Genomic DNA, 17800 nt, shown 5'->3' with positions numbered 1-17800 from the left:
CTCAAAGTAAAAAGCAGAGCGTACGGATGACGGGCGCTACAGCGATATGTAAATTTTTTAATGAATTTTTTGATTATAAAATCAACAAAAACAACATGCTGACAGGCAAAACCCCGGAATGACAGGCATTACCGGGGCTTAGCGAAGATTTACTTCTGTAACCACCAGACAGCCTCAAAAGGCCGTAAAGTCATGGCACAGGGTTGTGGTGAGGCTTCTTCGTAGTTATGCATCACAAGCTGCCAGTTGCCGAGCATTTTCCCTGGCTGCCAGGGTTGGGTCTCACGGCTAAGGTTGGCAATGACCAGCAAGGTTTGCCCCTTCCACTCACGGCGATAGCACCACAATACAGGGCTGTTTGGCAGCAGATCCTGGTAATCGCCCCATGTCAGGACGGCTTCTTGCTTACGCAGTGCGATTAACTTTTGGTAGGTGTAAAACACCGAGGACTCATCGGCCAGCGCTGCTTCTACGTTGATTTCCTGATAGTTATCGCCCAGGCCAATCCACGGTTCGCCAGCCGTAAACCCGGCATTATCGCCGTTGGTCCATTGCATGGGTGTGCGACTGTTGTCACGGGATTTACTGGCGAGGATTGCCAATAACTCGTCGGCATCACGACCATCGTTGCGCAGCTCGGCAAACATATTGAGGCTCTCCACGTCGCGATAGTCAGTAATGCGCGTGAAATGTGGGTTGGTCATGCCAATCTCTTCGCCCTGGTAGATATACGGCGTTCCCTGCATGCCATGCAGCACCATCGCCAGCATTTTTGCCGCAGGCACGCGGTATTCACCTTCATCACCAAAGCGAGAAACAATGCGCGGCTGATCGTGGTTACACCAGAACAAGGCATTCCATGCCACGTTGTGCATTCCTTGTTGCCAGTGGCGGAACAATGTTTTCAACGCCACAAAGTCAGGTTTAGCCAGCGTCCATTTCTCACCACCGGGATAATCGACCTTCAGGTGATGAAAATTAAAGGTCATCGACAATTCACTGCCTGTCAGTGCCGCGTATCGCTGGCAATGCTCAAGGCTGGTGGAGGACATTTCACCTACGGTCATTAACCCGTGTGGCGTAAACACATCGCGGTTCATCTCGTGCAAAAACTCGTGTGCTCGTGGCCCGTCGGTGTAGAAGCGACGCCCGTCGCCATCCAGGTCTTCAGGGTAACGCGGATCTTTGGAGATCAGATTCACCACATCCAGGCGCAACCCGTCGACCCCACGATTGGCCCAGAACTCACAGACTTTTTTCAGCTCTGCGCGTACCGCTGGATTCTCCCAGTTGAGATCCGCCTGTTCTGGTGCAAAGAGATGCAAATAGTACTGTTCGCTTTCCGCATGCCAGCGCCACGCACTACCACCGAATTTTGAACGCCAGTTGTTCGGTGGCGTTTCTGGTTCTCCATCGCGCCAGATATAAAACTGGCGGTAAGGGCTTTCTTTGTTCAGCGCCTCGCGAAACCAGGCATGTTGGGTAGAGGTATGGTTAAACACCATATCGAGAATGATACGAATCCCACGCGATTTTGCCTGTGTCACCAGTTCGTCAAAATCGTCCAGCGTGCCATAGGTGGGATCAATCGCCGTATAATTTGCTACGTCGTAACCGTTATCGACCTGGGGAGAGACATAAAAGGGGGTTAGCCAGATGGCATCAACGCCCAGTTTATGCAGATAGTCCAGGCGCTGGATAACGCCACGTAAATCGCCGGTGCCGCTACCCGTGGTGTCCTGAAAACTCTTTGGATAAATCTGGTAGATAACGCCGTTTTGCCACCAGTGGGGAAGATGAGTCATTACGTTATTCCTGCAAATGCGAGGGGGCGCAATTGCGCCCCGAAGAAAATTAAACAATGTCCAGCGTGCCCAGGCGGTATTTCCGCTGATAGATAAACGAGGTGAGTACAATCGGGATGATGATGGCGATAGCCATTGCCAGCGCAAACACCTGCCAGTAGCTCGGTTGAATCGAGAGAATTCCCGGCAGGCCGCCTACGCCGATGCCATTCGCCATAACGCCGTTCAGGCCGCATAGCAATCCTGCCAGACCAGAACCAATCATCGCGCACAGCATCGGGAAGCGATATTTCAGGTTGATGCCGTACATTGCAGGCTCAGTGACCCCAAGCCAGGCGGAGATCGCCGCAGGCACGGAGATCTCGCGTTCATTGTGCTTGCGGCTGGAAATGATAATACCTATCACAGCGGAGCCCTGAGCGATATTCGACAGCGCAATCAGCGGCCACACTGGCGTGCCACCCATGCTTTGAATCATCTGCAAATCAATAGCAAGCGTGGTCTGGTGTACGCCGGTGATCACCAGCGGGGCGTACAGGAAGCCAAACAATGCCGCGCCAATCGGAGCAAAGCTGCCGGTCATCAGGTGACGTACCGCAAAGGCAACGCCATCGCCAATCATGCGACCAAACGGACCAATCAGCGCATGGGCGAGGAACACCGCGAGGATCAGCGAACAGACGGGCACCACCACCAGATAGAGGTAATCCGGTACGATGCGTTTAAGGCGAGTTTCAATAACGCCCAGCGCCAACCCGGCTAACAGTGCCGGGATCACCTGCGCCTGATAGCCCACTTTAGCGATGCTGAACATGCCAAAGTCCCACACTTCCGGCAGCTGCTGCCCGAGCAGATAAGCGTTCATCAGCTGTGGAGAAACCAGTGTCACGCCAAGCACGATACCGAGGATCGGTGTACCGCCCATTTTTTTCACCGCTGACCAGCAAATCCCGACCGGCAAGTAGAAGAAGATCGCTTCACCGATCAACCATAGAAAATCGTAGATCGTTTGCAGGGAAGGGTACATTTGCGCCAGCGTTTGACCGTTGCTCATGGGCAAATCGCCGATCACATTGCGAAAACCGAGGATCAAACCACCACTAATCAACGCGGGCAGCAACGGGAAGAAGATCTCCGCGAAATGAGAGATCAACTGCTCATGCCATTTCATATTCTGCCGGGCGGCTTTTTTTACCTGCTCTTTATCAACCTGCGCCTGTCCGGTTGACGCAATCAGTGCTTGATAGTAATCACCCACGTTGGTGCCAATCACCACCTGAAATTGCCCGGCATTGGTGAAACAGCCTTTCACCATGGGGAGTTGCTCAATTTCTTTCGGTCTGGCATTGGCCGGTTGGTTGAGGACAAAGCGCAGACGAGTAATACAGTGGCTCACCGTCGCAATATTGCCGCGCCCGCCGACCAGTTCAATCAACCGATCGATATCCGTTTGGTTTATTTTGCTCATCATAAAGCCCCATGGCAGATGACATTTTTGGTTGGCTGCAGAATATATTGCGCGGAAAAATTTAAAAACGGGAACGTTCCCGAAACGCAGCGAAGATCACAATTTATCGTTCAGGAAACGATCAGGACAGGGTGGCGGGGATGATGATTTGTTGCGGTTCGCTGCGCCCGGTGACCTGCGCGATCAACTGGCAGGCCGCCTGGCGTCCAGCTTCGGCGTAACCGGGATCTACGGTTACGATCTCCGGATGGAGGAATTTCATTAACGGTGTATTACCGACGCTCGCCAGTTGCAAGGTGTCGATGCGTTGCTCTTGCAGGTATTTACTTGCGCCAAGTGCCAGCGTGTCGGTTGCGCACAGTAACGCGGTAGTTTCAGGCGTAATCACTTTTGCTACGTTCTCATAGCCTTGCTTCATAGCAAGCCCTGGCAGAGCGGCAACGGGATGCAATTTATGCGCTTTGCAGAACGCCAGGTAGGCTTCGTGACGTCGCTTACCGGTCGTCACGTCACTATGCGGCACGCCGAGATAACTGATATTACGATGCCCCTGGTCATACAGCCGTTGCATCAGGATCTTGATTGCCCCTTCGTCGTCATAACAGACTGAAGCAAAGCCTTTTGCGTCACGCGCCAGCAGAACCAGCGATGACTGCCAGTGGGCTAACATTTCTTCTGTTATGCCGGTAAAACCGAACAGCACTACGCCGTCGATATTACGCCGTTTCAGGACCCCCAAATGTTCGGCAACTAATTGCGGGGAAAACTGACTTTCCATCATGATTGGGTCGTAACCTTGTTCATAGAACGCTGGCAGCATGGTTTGAACGGCGAGATTTTCTGACAACGAATCCAGACGGGTAACAATGATGGCGACCACTTTATCGCTTTGCCCACGCATAGCGCGCGCAGAGCGGGAAGGGGAAAATCCATGCTGATTCATCACTGCTTCAACACGCTCGCGCGTGCGCTGGCTCACGCCGCTTTCGTTATTCAGCACCCGGGAAACCGTAGATTTCCCCACGCCGCTTAAGCGCGCGATGTCTTTGATGGTCAGCCGATTTTGCATCCTGTTGTCCCGTAACGTGTTGTTTAATTATTTGAGCCTAACTTTACCCGTGCATTCAGCAATGGGTAAAGTCTGGTTTATCGTTGGTTTAGTTGCCAGCAGGTATTATATCGCCATAGATGCTACGAATATTATTGGATTCTCCTTATTATTTGCGGCGCTTTTTTCACTTACCGGAGGTTATATGGAACCTGATCCCACGCCTCTCCCTCGACGGAGATTAAAACTTTTCCGGTAAGCCCGTCTTTTCACGGCGTTACCGGATGCGTAAGGCCGTGACGTTTTAACGTCCCTGCTCAGCTTTATTACCTTCAGGTAAGGCTTCGCCACGCCTGAAGACATTTCTGTACTGTTTCAGACAGTGCGGAGGGACTCCTTATGTTTAAAGAAATTTTTACCCGGTTCATTCGCCATTTACCTTCCCGTCTGGTTCATCGCGATCCATTGCCTGGCGCGCAGCAGACAGTGAATACGGCGGTCCCGCCGTCCTTAAGTGCGCATTGCCTGAAAATGGCGGTGATGCCCGAAGAAGAATTGTGGAAAACGTTCGACACCCATCCGGAAGGATTAAATCAGGCGGAAGTGGAATCTGCCCGCGAACAACATGGTGAAAATAAATTACCCGCACAACAACCGTCGCCGTGGTGGGTTCATTTATGGGTCTGCTATCGCAACCCCTTTAATATTTTACTCACCATTCTCGGCGCTATTTCTTACGCCACGGAAGATTTATTTGCCGCGGGCGTTATCGCGCTAATGGTCGCTATTTCTACGTTGCTGAACTTTATTCAGGAAGCACGTTCCACTAAAGCGGCAGATGCCCTGAAAGCGATGGTCAGCAATACTGCGACGGTGCTGCGCGTAATTAACGACAAAAGCGAAAATGGCTGGCTGGAGATCCCGATCGACCAGCTGGTGCCCGGCGATATTATAAAACTGGCGGCAGGGGATATGATCCCGGCAGATTTACGTATCTTGCAGGCGCGGGATCTGTTCGTCGCTCAGGCGTCGTTAACCGGTGAGTCTCTGCCCGTGGAAAAAGCCGCTACTACTCGCCAGCCGGAGCACAGCAATCCGCTGGAGTGCGACACCCTGTGTTTTATGGGCACCACCGTGGTGAGCGGCACGGCACAAGCAATGGTGATTGCCACAGGTGCCAATACCTGGTTTGGTCAACTGGCGGGGCGTGTTAGTGAGCAGGAAAGCGAGCCGAATGCCTTTCAGCAAGGGATCAGCCGCGTCAGTATGCTGCTGATTCGCTTTATGCTGGTGATGGCTCCGGTGGTGCTGTTAATCAATGGTTACACCAAAGGCGACTGGTGGGAAGCGGCACTGTTTGCGCTTTCGGTCGCGGTAGGCTTAACGCCGGAAATGTTGCCGATGATTGTTACCTCGACGCTGGCGCGCGGTGCAGTCAAGTTGTCGAAACAGAAAGTGATCGTCAAACATCTGGATGCCATTCAGAACTTTGGCGCAATGGATATTCTGTGCACTGATAAAACCGGCACCCTGACACAGGATAAAATTGTGCTGGAGAATCATACCGATATCTCCGGTAAAACTAGCGAACGCGTGCTGCATAGTGCGTGGTTGAACAGTCATTACCAGACCGGGCTTAAAAACCTGCTCGATACAGCGGTGCTCGAAGGTACGGATGAAGAGTCAGCGCGCTCGCTGGCCAGTCGTTGGCAAAAAATCGATGAGATTCCGTTTGATTTCGAGCGTCGCCGGATGTCGGTGGTAGTGGCAGAAAATACCGAGCACCATCAGCTGGTTTGCAAAGGTGCATTGCAGGAAATCCTCAATGTGTGTTCGCAGGTGCGTCACAATGGCGAGATTGTGCCGCTCGATGACATCATGCTGCGTAAGATTAAGCGGGTTACTGATACGCTGAATCGTCAGGGGCTGCGCGTGGTTGCGGTGGCGACGAAATACCTGCCAGCGCGTGAAGGTGATTACCAGCGGGCGGATGAATCCGACCTGATCCTCGAAGGATATATTGCTTTCCTTGATCCGCCAAAAGAGACAACTGCTCCGGCACTGAAGGCATTAAAAGCGAGTGGCATTACCGTAAAAATCCTTACTGGCGACAGTGAGTTAGTTGCAGCGAAAGTGTGCCATGAAGTGGGGCTGGACGCGGGAGAGGTGGTCATTGGTAGTGATATTGAAACGCTATCTGACGACGAACTGGCAAATCTCGCACAGCGCACCACGCTGTTTGCTCGCCTGACGCCGATGCATAAAGAACGCATTGTGACCTTACTGAAGCGCGAAGGGCATGTGGTTGGCTTTATGGGCGATGGTATAAATGATGCGCCCGCCTTACGTGCTGCGGATATCGGCATTTCTGTGGACGGCGCGGTAGATATTGCCCGTGAAGCGGCTGATATCATCCTGCTGGAAAAAAGCCTGATGGTGCTGGAAGAGGGGGTTATTGAGGGACGTCGCACTTTCGCCAACATGCTGAAATACATCAAAATGACGGCGAGCTCTAACTTCGGTAATGTGTTCAGCGTGCTGGTGGCGAGTGCTTTCTTGCCCTTCCTGCCGATGTTGCCGTTACACTTGCTTATTCAGAACCTGCTGTACGATGTGTCACAGGTGGCGATCCCGTTTGATAACGTCGACGACGAGCAAATTCAAAAGCCGCAGCGTTGGAATCCGGCGGATCTGGGGCGCTTTATGATCTTCTTCGGACCGATCAGCTCGATCTTCGATATTCTGACGTTTTGCCTGATGTGGTGGGTATTCCATGCCAACACGCCGGAAACGCAAACGCTGTTCCAGTCGGGCTGGTTTGTGGTGGGCTTACTGTCGCAAACGCTGATTGTGCATATGATCCGCACCCGTCGTGTACCGTTTATTCAGAGCTGTGCATCGTGGCCGTTAATGATCATGACCGTGATCGTGATGATTGTCGGGATCGCATTGCCTTTTTCACCGCTGGCCAGTTATCTGCAACTGCAGGCGCTGCCGTTAAGCTATTTCCCGTGGCTGGTTGCGATTCTGGCAGGGTATATGACGTTAACCCAGTTGGTGAAAGGGTTCTATAGCCGTCGTTACGGTTGGCAGTAAAGAATAAACTGGGCATGGTGGCCCGGATTCAGATTGCAGACAAAGTGAGTTTTGTTCATGCCGGATGCGGCGTAAATGCCTTATCCGGCCAATAAATTCAATAAATTGCAGGAATCACGTAGGCCTGATAAGCGTAGCGCATCAGGCGATTTTGCGTTTGTCATCAGACTTAATCCGGGCATGATAGCCCGGATTTCCATCAAGATTAGCGACGAACAGCGATCGCTTCGATCTCAATCTTCACGTCTTTCGGCAGACGGGCTACTTCAACGCAAGAACGTGCCGGGAAGGTGGCGTTGTGTTCGGTGAAGAAGGCTTCGTAGGTAGCATTAACGGTTGCGAAGTCGTTCAGATCTTTCACAAACACGGTGGTTTTAACGATATCGCCCACTTTCAGGCCAGCGGCTTCGACGATCGCTTTTACGTTATCCAGCGACTGACGTGCCTGTGCAGCGACGTCTGCCGGTACTTCACCCGTTTTCGGGTTTACCGGGATCTGACCGGAAGTGATAATCATATTGCCCAGATCAACGCCCTGCACGTAAGGACCGATAGCTGCCGGTGCATTTTCCGTCGCGATAGTTTTGCTCATGATTTCTCCTTTATTACAGCGGTAAAAAGTCTGGCTCATTATAGGGAGCCAGACTTTTATTACCAACCGCAATTAATTGGCCAGCACCACATTATGAGAAAACTCTTTTTCACAGTATTTGCATTTGAGCGCGATATCATTGGCGCGTTTTCGCACGGCAAAGCTGGATGAAACCGGTTCGGCATGGCTGATACAGTTGCTGTTCGGGCAGACCAGCACATTGTCGATGCGCTCTGGCAGACTGGGACGCGATTTGCCAACCACTTCATAGTTGTCGATACGGTTAACCGTGGCTTGCGGTGCATATAACGCCAGCTGATCAACCTGATCCTCACTTAAAAAGGTATTTTCGATTTTGATCAGATCTTTGCGGCCCATCTCGCCAGAAGGCAAATTCAGACCAATGGTGATGCGCTGATCCGTTTCGGTCAGCTTGAACAGACTCAACAGCTTAAAACCGATCTGGGCGGGGATATGGTCAATTACCGTGCCGCGTTTAATAGCTTCAACCTGCAATTTATTATCGTGTGTCATCTCTATTTCCCCTTACAGTACCAGATCGCGATTCAGAACCAGTGCCAGTAACGCCTGGCGAGCGAAAATCCCGTTGCCTGCCTGCTGGAAGTACCAGGCGTGCGGCGTTTTATCAACATCGGTGGCAATCTCATCAACACGCGGCAGCGGATGCAGCACTTTCATATTGGCTTTGGCGTTGTGGAGATCGCTGGCGCGAAGAACAAACTGCGCTTTCACGTTGGCGTACTCGGACGGGTCCAGACGCTCTTTTTGCACGCGGGTCATGTACAGGATGTCTACTTCCGCCATCACTTCTTCAATAGAGCTGTGCAGACTCCAGGCGATCCCTTTTTCATCGAGCATATCCAGAATGTATTGCGGCATTGCCAGCGCATCCGGCGCGATAAAGTAAAAACGGTTGCCGTCGAACTTCGCTAGCGCCTGGGTCAGGGAGTGAACGGTGCGGCCATATTTCAGGTCACCAACCATTGCGACGTGGAGATTGTCCAGACGCCCCTGGGTTTCCTGAATGGTGAATAAGTCCAGCAAGGTTTGCGTCGGATGTTGGTTGGAGCCATCACCGGCATTCAGTACCGGTACATTGCCGGAAAATTCGGTGGCCAGGCGCGCCGCACCTTCCTGCGGATGACGCATCACTATCGCATCGACGTAAGTGCTGATAACCGAAATGGTATCGGCCAGCGTTTCGCCTTTTTTACCCAGTGATGTATTGGCGCTGTCGGAGAAGCCCACCACGCTGGCACCCAGGCGGTGCATGGAAGTTTCGAAAGAGAGGCGGGTACGGGTAGAGGCTTCGAAGAAGCAGCTGGCAATGACTTTGTGCTTCAACAGCTCTGGTTGCGGGTTTGCTTTCAGTTTCGCCGCTGTCGCCAGCACCAGATTAAGGTCATCGCGACTAAGGTCGTTTATGGAAATGATATGTTTCTGATATAGCGGATTAGCCATCTTTTATCTCCTGACGCCTGGGCAAAAAAAAGCCCCTCGATTGAGGGGCTGGGAATGGGTGATCAACGGGAAGAAAAACGGCAGGCCAGCGTCTTTTTTCAGACGCGGTAAGACAAAATGTCGAACACATTGAACCATACATCCTCCCGGCAAATTGTCCGGCATTATACTCATAGCCAGAAGCGGTGCAAGCATTTGATGCAATATTTTGTCAGCGCAAACGGTTTATTTGAATTAAAAGTCAAAGTATGTGCATTTTTATTTTCTATGGTTCTGGAGGGGAACGGTCGTTCGGTATCAATAATTGCAGACATTTCCTGCTTTTTTCTTTTTCACTTTCACCCAATCCGATATGCATTTTATTCCATTCATCCGACTTATAGGGCGGAGTGTGAAAACTCACGGCTAACACTGTTGCTTACAGCTCAGGGATGCGCGCTATCACTTTAATTTCAAAATCAAAGCCTGCCAGCCAGGTAACACCCACCGCCGTCCAGTTTGGATAAGGTGGGGCGCTAAATATTTCATTTTTGACTGTCATGATGTCTTCAAATTGTTTTTCAGGATCGGTATGAAAGCTCGTAACATCAATGATATCGTCAAAAGTGCATCCCGCAGCAGCCAGGGTCGCATGCAAATTATCAAATGCCAGTCTGACTTGTTGCTGAAAATCGGGTTCTGGTGTTCCGTCCTCTCGACTTCCTACTTGCCCGGAAACAAACAGCAAATCGCCGGAACGAATAGCCGCAGAATAACGATGCTCAGCATACAGTGAATGTCGGCCAGCAGGGAAAACAGCGGTTCTTTCTACCATTTGGTTATCCTCAAGATTTACGACATGAACAGAAGATTTATATTTACCGGGAGCCGCTTTTAGGGGGACGACGTGAGTAAACAAAACCCAGACATCATGGATAATGGCTGGGCTTAATTGAGCGTAGTCGGTTATGCGCCAAATGCGCCATCAATGGTATGCATCGCGCCAGTAACAAAACTGGCTTCTGGCCCTGCTAACCATGCGACCATACCAGCGACCTCTTCCGGTTGCCCATGTCTTTTGATGGCCATAAAACTATGCAACATATCGCGCATTGGCCCGTTGGCGGGATTAGCGTCGGTATCAATTGGTCCTGGCTGGACGACGTTAATGGTGATCGCACGCGGTCCAAAATCACGGGCCAGCCCGCGCGCCATGCCTTGCAGGGCAGATTTACTGGCGGCATAAGCAGCCATGCCTGCAACAGGCATACGATCGCCATTCACGGAGCCGATGATTAAGATACGCCCGCCTTCGGGCATCTGCCGGGCGGCTTCAACAGAGGCATGATAAGGAGCATGAATATTGATTTTGAAAAGGCGATCAATATCGTCGGCATTTAATTCCAGGGCATCGCCAAAGACGCCAATACCTGCATTTACCACCAGGATATCCAATGCGCCGCTCTTACGAACGACATCAATAACAGCGTCTCTGTCAGCACTATCTGTGAATACTGCTGTCGATCCAGTCTCATGTGCCAGGCGTTCAGCGGCATCTTTCGACCCCGCATAGGTGAATCGTACATTGGCTCCATCGGTGACGAAACGACGTACGATAGCGGCACCGATTCCACGGCTACCACCGAGGATGAGAACTGTCTTACCTGTAAAAGCGCCCATAAGGACTCCTTGATTTATTATGTAACATGCATTACAAAACTGTTTTAACTTTCTGTCAACAAGTTTTGTAATGGTCACTAAAAAACAATCTCGCGTTCCAGGTCGTCCCAGACGTTTCGCTCCTGAGCAGGCAGTCTCTGCGGCAAAAGTGCTTTTTCACCAAAAAGGTTTCGATGCTGTCAGTGTTGCTGAAGTTACTGATTATCTTGGTATTAACCCCCCGAGCCTCTACGCGGCTTTTGGCAGTAAGGCTGGGTTATTTAGCCGTGTACTCAATGAATATGTCGGTACGGAAGCTATTCCGCTTGCCGATATTCTTCGTGATGATCGTCCGGTAGGCGAGTGCCTGGTTGAGGTATTAAAAGAAGCGGCGCGCAGATATAGCCAAAACGGCGGCTGCGCTGGCTGTATGGTTCTTGAAGGTATTCATAGTCATGATCCACAAGCGCGTGATATTGCCGTTCAATATTATCACGCCGCAGAAACGACCATTTATGACTATATCGCCAGGCGGCATCCACAAAGCGCACAATGTGTGACTGATTTTATGAGTACCGTGATGTCAGGGCTTTCTGCGAAGGCACGGGAGGGGCACTCCATCGAACAACTCTGTGCAACAGCTGCCATGGCGGGGGAAGCGATAACAACTCTTCTCAAGGAGTGATGCTGGCCTTGATCCGAAAGGCGGGAACGCGCCTGCCGATAAGTTGTGATAAGACAATAATTCACGCGTTAAGGCTGGCGGAATTGATCATCTTTTCGTATAACGATAGAAATGAAACATTGTTTTAATTAAGGAGTGGAAAAGATGATCATCGGAAATATTCATAATCTTCAGCCGTGGCTACCCCAAGAGTTACGCCAGGCGATTGAGCATATCAAAGCAAACGTTACGGCAGAAACGCCCAAGGGCAAGCACGATATCGAAGGCAATCGTCTGTTTTATCTTATCTCGGAAGATATGACCGAGCCGTACGAAGCTCGCCGTGCGGAGTACCATGCCCGCTATCTCGACATTCAGATTGTGTTAAAAGGTCAGGAAGGCATGACCTTCAGCACGCAACCTGCAGGCACCCCGGATACCGACTGGTTAGCAGACAAAGACATCGCATTTTTGCCGGAAGGCGTTGATGAGAAAACAGTTATTCTTAATGAAGGTGATTTTGTTGTGTTTTATCCGGGGGAAGTGCATAAACCGCTGTGCGCAGTGGGCGCGCCAGCCCAGGTTCGCAAAGCAGTAGTGAAGATGCTGATGGCGTGATGACTTTTCGCCGTAAATAACTCCAGGTTTACGGCGAGTTTGTGAAAAGAGCGTTTTTTGATATTTTTTTGTGAGTAAAATTTGTAATGCTTAGACGTTCTTATTAACTCAAGGAGTTCGTCATGAGCAAAATATCAGATTTGAATTATTTTCAACACATTACATTAGCCGACAATTTTAAACAAAAAAGTGAAGTTTTAAATACCTGGCGTGTTGGAATGAATAATTTTGCCCGTAATGCCGAGGGGCAGGATAATACAAGAAATATCCTTGATCCTAAGACATTTTTGGAGTTTTTGGTAAAAATATTTACCCTGGGTTATGTGGATTTTAGCAAACGCTCCAACGAAGCGGGAAGAAATATGATGGCTCATATTGAGTCCTCATCTTATATCAAAAATAATGATGGCAGTGAGTTAATGAAGTTTGTTATGAATAATCCTGAAGGGGATCGAGCGGATTTATCTAAGGTGGAAATAGAAATTACACTTTCCACTATCACTACTATGGGGACTCGTCAAGGACATACGGCTATTATATTTCAACAACCTGATGGTTCGACTAATCGTTATGAAGGAAAGTCCTTTGAAAGAAAAGATGAGAGTTCATTACACCTGATTACTAACAAGATTCTGGCGTGTTACCAACGCGAAGCTAACAAGGAAATAGCTCGTCTATTAAATATTCCGCAGGAGTTAAATAATTCTCATGACTTAAATAACTCGCAGGTGAGTTGTAAAGGTTCAGTTGATTCTACGATTACGGATTTATTAGAAAAACCATTGAATAATGCATTATTAGCAATAAGGAAAGAACATCTGCTATTAATGCCTTATGTATGTAATGAATCGATTTCATACTTGCTGGGTAAAAAAGGGATACTGAAAGAAATAGATGACCTTAACGTATTAAATAATTATCTTATTAATAATAAAAAAGCTACTGACAATGAAATTAATGACGTCAAAGTTAACCTGTCTCATATTCTTATTGATTCCTTAGATGATGCAAAAGTTAACCTTGCACCGGTCATCGTTTCGATTCTGGAGACTTTTTTAAAATCCCCATATATTAATGATGTAAGAATACTGGATTGGTGTTTTAATAAAAGCATGCAATATTTTGATGATTCAGCAAAGATAAAGCATGCATGCTCTGTGATAAATCATATTGATTTTAGCCGCGATCAATCTAAAGATTTTAGCTGCGATCAATCTAAAATTAAAATAGCTGAGACCTTATTTTTCAATCTCGATAAAGAACCCTATAAAAATAGCCGTAAATTACAGGAATTGATTTGGGATAAGTTGGTTGCATATGTCAATGATTTTAGCTTAAGCAATCAAGAAAAATCACGCTTAATACTAAGGTTATTTGATGATGTTAAGTTACTATTTAATGAAGTGCCTGTCAGCATTTTAGTAAATGATATTTTTTTTGAAGGATTTTTTCATGAAGCAACCTGATTTTGCTAAGTGGTACTTCTATCAATTACTTAAGTGTTATGAGGGCGAACAGCTGTATCTTAATGAGTTAGGATATGTTTATGGTGATGAAGAAAAAACAAAAGAAATTGTAAATAAACTTCCGGGTTATGTCGTTAAGATTTTTGAAGAAAAGATGGGTAATGAATTAAAAATTAGAACAAGAATGATGAAAATCCTCCGGAATGGCAAAATCAATATATATGGATATATTAATGAAGAACAGTTAGGAAAATTAAATCCTCCGGAAGATTTACGTATAGCAATAAAAAAATTGGGGTGGAATAATTGAACTATCACTGCATAAAATAATGTGACGCCGGGATGTTTTTGTATTTCCCGGCATCTTTATAGCGATATCAATTATTTACTGAGCGTCGCGACCATCACCGCTTTGATGGTATGCATGCGGTTTTCCGCCTGATCAAATACAATGCTGGCGGCAGATTCGAAGACCTCATCAGTCACTTCCATTCCGCCATGTAGGCCAAACTCTTCCGCCATTTTTTTGCCAAGCGTCGTTTGGTCGTCATGAAACGCGGGCAGGCAGTGGAGGAATTTGACCTCCGGGTTACCGGTCAACTGCATCATCTTGCTGTTCACTTGATAATCACGCAGCAATGCAATGCGTTCAGCCCATTTCTCTTTTGCTTCACCCATCGACACCCATACATCGGTATAGATAAAGTCAGCACCTTCAACTCCTTTAGCTACATCTTCCGTCAGCGTAATATTCCCGCCATTTTGTTGTGCCAGGGCGCGGCATTCCGTAACCAGCGCAGCTTCCGGCCAGCATGCCTGTGGCGCGACCAGACGCAAATCCAGACCGGTAAGCGCTGCAGCTTCGAGCATCGAATTGCCCATGTTGTTACGTGCGTCACCTGCATAGACCAGCGTCATTTCGTTGAACGTTTTGCCGGGCAAATGCTCCTGCATGGTGAGGAGATCCGCCAGCAGCTGCGTGGGGTGAAACTCATTGGTCAGGCCGTTCCATACCGGCACGCCAGCGTATTCCGCCAGTGTTTCGACAATCTCCTGACCATAGCCGCGATACTGAATACCGTCATACATGCGACCAAGCACGCGGGCAGTGTCTTTAATCGACTCTTTATGACCAATTTGGCTGCCGCTTGGGCCGAGATAAGTAACACGAGCACCCTGGTCATATGCGGCAACTTCGAAAGAGCATCGGGTACGGGTCGAGTCTTTTTCGAAGATGAGCGCGATGTTTTTACCAGTGAGTTTGGCTTCTTCTTTACCGCTTTTCTTATCGGCTTTCAGCTTCGCGGCTAACTGCAGCAGGCTGTTGAGTTCAGCTGGCGTGAAATCGAGTAATTTCAGGAAATGCTTATGATAAAACCCGGACATAGATCCCTCCTGTGGCTAACGCCTTAATGAATTAAAATTCAATTTATATGAATTATTATTCATTTGCAAGTCTAAAGCATAAATCTTTATCACAAAGGTGGAGGCAATGTCAGTGGTGTGTGACAATAAGAGTATCGGCAGGACATTAAGAGGAATGAGCCATGGCAAACCCGGAACAACTGGAAGAACAGCGTGAAGAAACACGTTTGATTATTGAAGAATTACTGGAAGATGGCAGCGATCCGGACGCGCTGTACACCATCGAACACCATCTTTCCGCAGACGATCTGGAAACTCTGGAAAAAGCGGCAGTTGAAGCGTTTAAACTCGGTTACGAAGTGACCGATCCAGAAGAGCTGGAAGTTGAAGATGGTGATATCGTGATTTGCTGCGACATCCTCAGCGAGTGCGCGTTGAATGCCGATCTGATCGATGCCCAGGTTGAACAACTGATGACGCTGGCGGAGAAATTTGACGTTGAGTACGACGGTTGGGGCACTTACTTTGAAGATCCTAACGGCGAAGATGGCGACGATGAAGATTTTGTCGATGAAGACGATGACGGGGTTCGCCACTAATTAATTGATTAAAATGCCCGATAGCACATACTAGCGGGCATTTTTTTAGAGTTCGCGTAGCATCCGCACTTCACAATCGACATGGCCCGTGCAGCCAAGCGCATAGTCGATATGCTCAAAGCCCAAATGCTCATAAAGCGCAATGGCTTCCTTTAAAAAAGCGGTCGTTTCCAGATAGCAGCGTTTGAAGCCCATCTCTCGTGCCTGCTCCATCGCCATTAAGGCCAGTTTTTTCGCTAGCCCTTTACCGCGAATAGCCGGAAGAAAATACATCTTTTGCAGTTCGCAAATGTCCGACTCACTCCCGGTTAATGGCGCAATCCCACCGCCGCCGACCACTTCACCCTCGTACTCAACCACCCAATATGCATGGCCAGGCTGACTATACACTTGATACAGCTCGTCAAGATTCGGATCGGCGACGGTGTAGCCTTTATCAGCGGTAAGACCGTATTCGGCGGATACCTGACGAATGACGCGGGCGATAGCAGGATTATCCTGCAGCGTCAGGCGACGCATTACAGGTGATTGCGGCGCAATGTTATTCATAGTTTAACCCAATAAAAATAAAGTAATTATACATTTGTTTAATACCACTCTCTTCTTACGTGCGCAAGCATCTTATAAAGCAATAAAGTTTTTGCCAGCCTATTACTGATAAGAGTATTGTAACGTGGCAGAACATTTTACTGTCTGTATATATAAATTATATCAATGGATTTTTTAATTCAGGGAATTTTTATGGCTCAAGTTATTAATGATATGGATGTTCCGTCCCATTCGTTTGTTTTTCATGGTACAGGTGAGAGATATTTTCTTATTTGTGTGGTGAATGTGTTGTTAACGATTATAACGCTAGGTATCTATTTACCATGGGCATTAATGAAATGTAAGCGTTATCTCTATGCTAATATGGAAGTTAACGGACAACGATTTTCTTATGGGATTACCGGTGGGAATGTTTTTGTTAGTTGTCTTGTTTTTGTTTTTTTCTATTTCGCAATCTTAATGACAGTGTCAGCAGATATGCCGCTTATTGGCTGTGTTTTGACTTTGTCACTGTTGGTTTTGCTTATATTTATGGCAGCAAAAGGACTGCGTTATCAGGCCTTGATGACCAGTCTCAACGGCGTAAGATTTAGTTTTAATTGCTCTATGAAAGGGTTCTGGTGGGTGACCTTTTTCTTGCCGATTTTAATGGCCCTTGGGATGGGGACTGTTTTCTTTATCTCGACAAAGATGCTACATGCCAATAGTTCAAGTAGCGTTATTATATCTGTGGTTCTGATGACAATAGTTGGTATTGTTTCCATTGGTATTTTTAATGGCACTTTATATAGTCTGGTAATGAGTTTTCTCTGGAGTAATACCAGTTTCGGTATACACCGTTTCAAGGTGAAATTAGATACTACATATTGTATAAAATATGCCATTCTCGCATTTTTAGCTTTATTACCTTTTCTCGCTGTTGCTGGTTATATTATCTTCGATCAAATATTAAATGAGTATGATAGTTCTGGGTATGCAAATGATAATATTGAGAATTTACAGCAATTTATGGAAATGCAACGTAAAATGATAATCGCGCAGTTAATCTATTATTTTGGGATTGCTGTTAGCACCAGTTATTTAACGGTGTCGTTGCGAAATCATTTTATGAGCAACCTGTCACTGAATGATGGGCGTATTCGTTTTCGCTCAACTTTAACGTACCACGGTATGCTTTATCGCATGTGTGCGTTGGTGGTGATATCCGGGATTACGGGTGGTCTGGCTTACCCACTGCTGAAAATATGGATGATTGACTGGCAGGCAAAAAATACGTATTTGCTGGGCGATTTGGATGACCTTCCTTTAATCAATAAAGAAGAACAACCAGATAAAGGCTTCTTAGCCAGTATTTCACGGGGAGTTATGCCTTCTTTACCATTTCTGTAAGAGATAAAAAAGGCCGGCGCA

At 48.0% G+C, this 17800-nt stretch carries 16 protein-coding genes and 2 pseudogenes; 7 read left to right on the top strand and 11 right to left on the bottom strand.

The features are described 5' to 3' along the window. Nucleotides 1-149: 149 nt before the first annotated feature. From treC to treR, 3 genes and pseudogenes are all read right to left on the bottom strand, one after another. On the bottom strand, nucleotides 150-1805 hold the full coding sequence (gene treC / locus ACJHWR_RS04405; protein WP_012311860.1) for an alpha,alpha-phosphotrehalase: 1656 nt from the start codon (nucleotides 1803-1805) through the stop codon (nucleotides 150-152). Nucleotides 1806-1854: 49 nt separating this feature from the next. After that, complete coding sequence (treB, locus tag ACJHWR_RS04400; RefSeq protein ID WP_001299664.1) at nucleotides 1855-3276, bottom strand: PTS trehalose transporter subunit IIBC; 1422 nt, start codon at nucleotides 3274-3276, stop codon at nucleotides 1855-1857. A 118-nt stretch (nucleotides 3277-3394) separates the two neighbouring features. Beyond that, a pseudogene (gene treR / locus ACJHWR_RS04395) lies at nucleotides 3395-4345 on the bottom strand (trehalose operon repressor TreR); the annotation flags it as partial. A gap of 181 nt (nucleotides 4346-4526) precedes the next feature. Here treR and mgtL point away from each other — a divergent pair. Further along, nucleotides 4527-4580, top strand: a complete 54-nt coding sequence (gene mgtL / locus ACJHWR_RS04390; protein ID WP_001387276.1) for a mgtA regulatory leader peptide MgtL — start codon at nucleotides 4527-4529, stop codon at nucleotides 4578-4580. Between the two features lie 140 nt (nucleotides 4581-4720). After that, nucleotides 4721-7417: a magnesium-translocating P-type ATPase gene (gene mgtA / locus ACJHWR_RS04385; RefSeq protein ID WP_410226671.1), complete on the top strand. Its 2697-nt coding sequence runs from the start codon at nucleotides 4721-4723 to the stop codon at nucleotides 7415-7417. A gap of 205 nt (nucleotides 7418-7622) precedes the next feature. On the opposite strand, the gene ridA is transcribed toward mgtA, so the two are convergent. From ridA to bdcA, 6 genes are all read right to left on the bottom strand, one after another. Beyond that, nucleotides 7623-8009 carry a 2-iminobutanoate/2-iminopropanoate deaminase gene (gene ridA / locus ACJHWR_RS04380; RefSeq protein WP_000047539.1) on the bottom strand — a complete coding sequence of 129 codons (387 nt, stop codon included), beginning with the start codon at nucleotides 8007-8009 and terminating at the stop codon, nucleotides 7623-7625. 72 nt (nucleotides 8010-8081) lie between these two features. Further along, complete coding sequence (gene pyrI / locus ACJHWR_RS04375; protein WP_000148581.1) at nucleotides 8082-8543, bottom strand: aspartate carbamoyltransferase regulatory subunit; 462 nt, start codon at nucleotides 8541-8543, stop codon at nucleotides 8082-8084. 12 nt (nucleotides 8544-8555) lie between these two features. Continuing rightward, nucleotides 8556-9491 (bottom strand): aspartate carbamoyltransferase, encoded by a 936-nt coding sequence (pyrB, locus tag ACJHWR_RS04370; RefSeq protein WP_000013046.1) that lies wholly within the window; start codon nucleotides 9489-9491, stop codon nucleotides 8556-8558. A gap of 3 nt (nucleotides 9492-9494) precedes the next feature. After that, complete coding sequence (pyrL, locus tag ACJHWR_RS04365) at nucleotides 9495-9629, bottom strand: pyr operon leader peptide (protein WP_001296693.1); 135 nt, start codon at nucleotides 9627-9629, stop codon at nucleotides 9495-9497. Between the two features lie 280 nt (nucleotides 9630-9909). Beyond that, the gene (locus ACJHWR_RS04360; RefSeq protein ID WP_000230273.1) at nucleotides 9910-10305 is read right to left on the bottom strand and encodes a RidA family protein; all 396 of its coding nucleotides are present in this window, start codon (nucleotides 10303-10305) and stop codon (nucleotides 9910-9912) included. 131 nt (nucleotides 10306-10436) lie between these two features. Next, nucleotides 10437-11150, bottom strand: coding sequence for an SDR family oxidoreductase (gene bdcA / locus ACJHWR_RS04355; RefSeq protein ID WP_000500699.1), 714 nt, complete (start codon nucleotides 11148-11150; stop codon nucleotides 10437-10439). Nucleotides 11151-11220: 70 nt separating this feature from the next. On the opposite strand from bdcA, the gene ACJHWR_RS04350 reads away from it, so the two are divergent. The 3 genes and pseudogenes from ACJHWR_RS04350 to ACJHWR_RS04340 all read left to right on the top strand — a co-directional run bounded on the left by ACJHWR_RS04350 (nucleotide 11221) and on the right by ACJHWR_RS04340 (nucleotide 14187). Further along, complete coding sequence (locus tag ACJHWR_RS04350; protein WP_000256675.1) at nucleotides 11221-11814, top strand: TetR/AcrR family transcriptional regulator; 594 nt, start codon at nucleotides 11221-11223, stop codon at nucleotides 11812-11814. Nucleotides 11815-11958: 144 nt separating this feature from the next. After that, nucleotides 11959-12411, top strand: a complete 453-nt coding sequence (gene tabA, locus ACJHWR_RS04345; protein ID WP_001315168.1) for a toxin-antitoxin biofilm protein TabA — start codon at nucleotides 11959-11961, stop codon at nucleotides 12409-12411. A gap of 122 nt (nucleotides 12412-12533) precedes the next feature. After that, nucleotides 12534-14187 (top strand): annotated as a pseudogene (locus ACJHWR_RS04340) (DNA-binding protein). Between the two features lie 71 nt (nucleotides 14188-14258). On the opposite strand, the gene argF reads toward ACJHWR_RS04340, so the two are convergent. Beyond that, nucleotides 14259-15263: an ornithine carbamoyltransferase gene (gene argF, locus ACJHWR_RS04335; protein ID WP_000012928.1), complete on the bottom strand. Its 1005-nt coding sequence runs from the start codon at nucleotides 15261-15263 to the stop codon at nucleotides 14259-14261. 161 nt (nucleotides 15264-15424) lie between these two features. Here argF and rraB point away from each other — a divergent pair, with 161 nt between their 5' ends. Continuing rightward, nucleotides 15425-15841 (top strand): ribonuclease E inhibitor RraB, encoded by a 417-nt coding sequence (gene rraB / locus ACJHWR_RS04330; protein ID WP_000002953.1) that lies wholly within the window; start codon nucleotides 15425-15427, stop codon nucleotides 15839-15841. A gap of 45 nt (nucleotides 15842-15886) precedes the next feature. Here rraB and ACJHWR_RS04325 read toward each other — a convergent pair whose 3' ends face one another. After that, complete coding sequence (locus ACJHWR_RS04325) at nucleotides 15887-16390, bottom strand: GNAT family N-acetyltransferase (RefSeq protein ID WP_001059402.1); 504 nt, start codon at nucleotides 16388-16390, stop codon at nucleotides 15887-15889. Nucleotides 16391-16582: 192 nt separating this feature from the next. Here ACJHWR_RS04325 and ACJHWR_RS04320 point away from each other — a divergent pair, with 192 nt between their 5' ends. After that, a complete protein-coding gene (locus tag ACJHWR_RS04320; RefSeq protein WP_000079610.1) occupies nucleotides 16583-17779 on the top strand; it encodes a YjgN family protein in 1197 nt (398 codons plus the stop codon). Nucleotides 17780-17800 lie beyond the last annotated feature (21 nt).

It is taken from the genome of Escherichia sp. WS568, assembly GCF_046486085.1.
GTDB classification, from domain to species: Bacteria; Pseudomonadota; Gammaproteobacteria; order Enterobacterales; family Enterobacteriaceae; genus Escherichia; species Escherichia coli.
The sequence above is the reverse complement of the archived record's forward strand: the minus strand, read 5'-3'. Positions and strand labels throughout refer to the sequence as shown.

Excerpts from the sequence above, each read along its gene's own strand:
- treC (WP_012311860.1), bottom strand. The coding sequence starts at position 1,805 with ATGACTCATCTTCCCCACTGGTGGCAAAACGGCGTTATCTACCAGATT.
- treB (WP_001299664.1), bottom strand. The coding sequence starts at position 3,276 with ATGATGAGCAAAATAAACCAAACGGATATCGATCGGTTGATTGAACTG.
- mgtA (WP_410226671.1), top strand. The coding sequence starts at position 4,721 with ATGTTTAAAGAAATTTTTACCCGGTTCATTCGCCATTTACCTTCCCGT.
- ridA (WP_000047539.1), bottom strand. The coding sequence starts at position 8,009 with ATGAGCAAAACTATCGCGACGGAAAATGCACCGGCAGCTATCGGTCCT.
- pyrI (WP_000148581.1), bottom strand. The coding sequence starts at position 8,543 with ATGACACACGATAATAAATTGCAGGTTGAAGCTATTAAACGCGGCACG.
- pyrB (WP_000013046.1), bottom strand. The coding sequence starts at position 9,491 with ATGGCTAATCCGCTATATCAGAAACATATCATTTCCATAAACGACCTT.
- pyrL (WP_001296693.1), bottom strand. The coding sequence starts at position 9,629 with ATGGTTCAATGTGTTCGACATTTTGTCTTACCGCGTCTGAAAAAAGAC.
- ACJHWR_RS04360 (WP_000230273.1), bottom strand. The coding sequence starts at position 10,305 with ATGGTAGAAAGAACCGCTGTTTTCCCTGCTGGCCGACATTCACTGTAT.
- bdcA (WP_000500699.1), bottom strand. The coding sequence starts at position 11,150 with ATGGGCGCTTTTACAGGTAAGACAGTTCTCATCCTCGGTGGTAGCCGT.
- ACJHWR_RS04350 (WP_000256675.1), top strand. The coding sequence starts at position 11,221 with ATGGTCACTAAAAAACAATCTCGCGTTCCAGGTCGTCCCAGACGTTTC.
- tabA (WP_001315168.1), top strand. The coding sequence starts at position 11,959 with ATGATCATCGGAAATATTCATAATCTTCAGCCGTGGCTACCCCAAGAG.
- argF (WP_000012928.1), bottom strand. The coding sequence starts at position 15,263 with ATGTCCGGGTTTTATCATAAGCATTTCCTGAAATTACTCGATTTCACG.
- rraB (WP_000002953.1), top strand. The coding sequence starts at position 15,425 with ATGGCAAACCCGGAACAACTGGAAGAACAGCGTGAAGAAACACGTTTG.
- ACJHWR_RS04325 (WP_001059402.1), bottom strand. The coding sequence starts at position 16,390 with ATGAATAACATTGCGCCGCAATCACCTGTAATGCGTCGCCTGACGCTG.
- ACJHWR_RS04320 (WP_000079610.1), top strand. The coding sequence starts at position 16,583 with ATGGCTCAAGTTATTAATGATATGGATGTTCCGTCCCATTCGTTTGTT.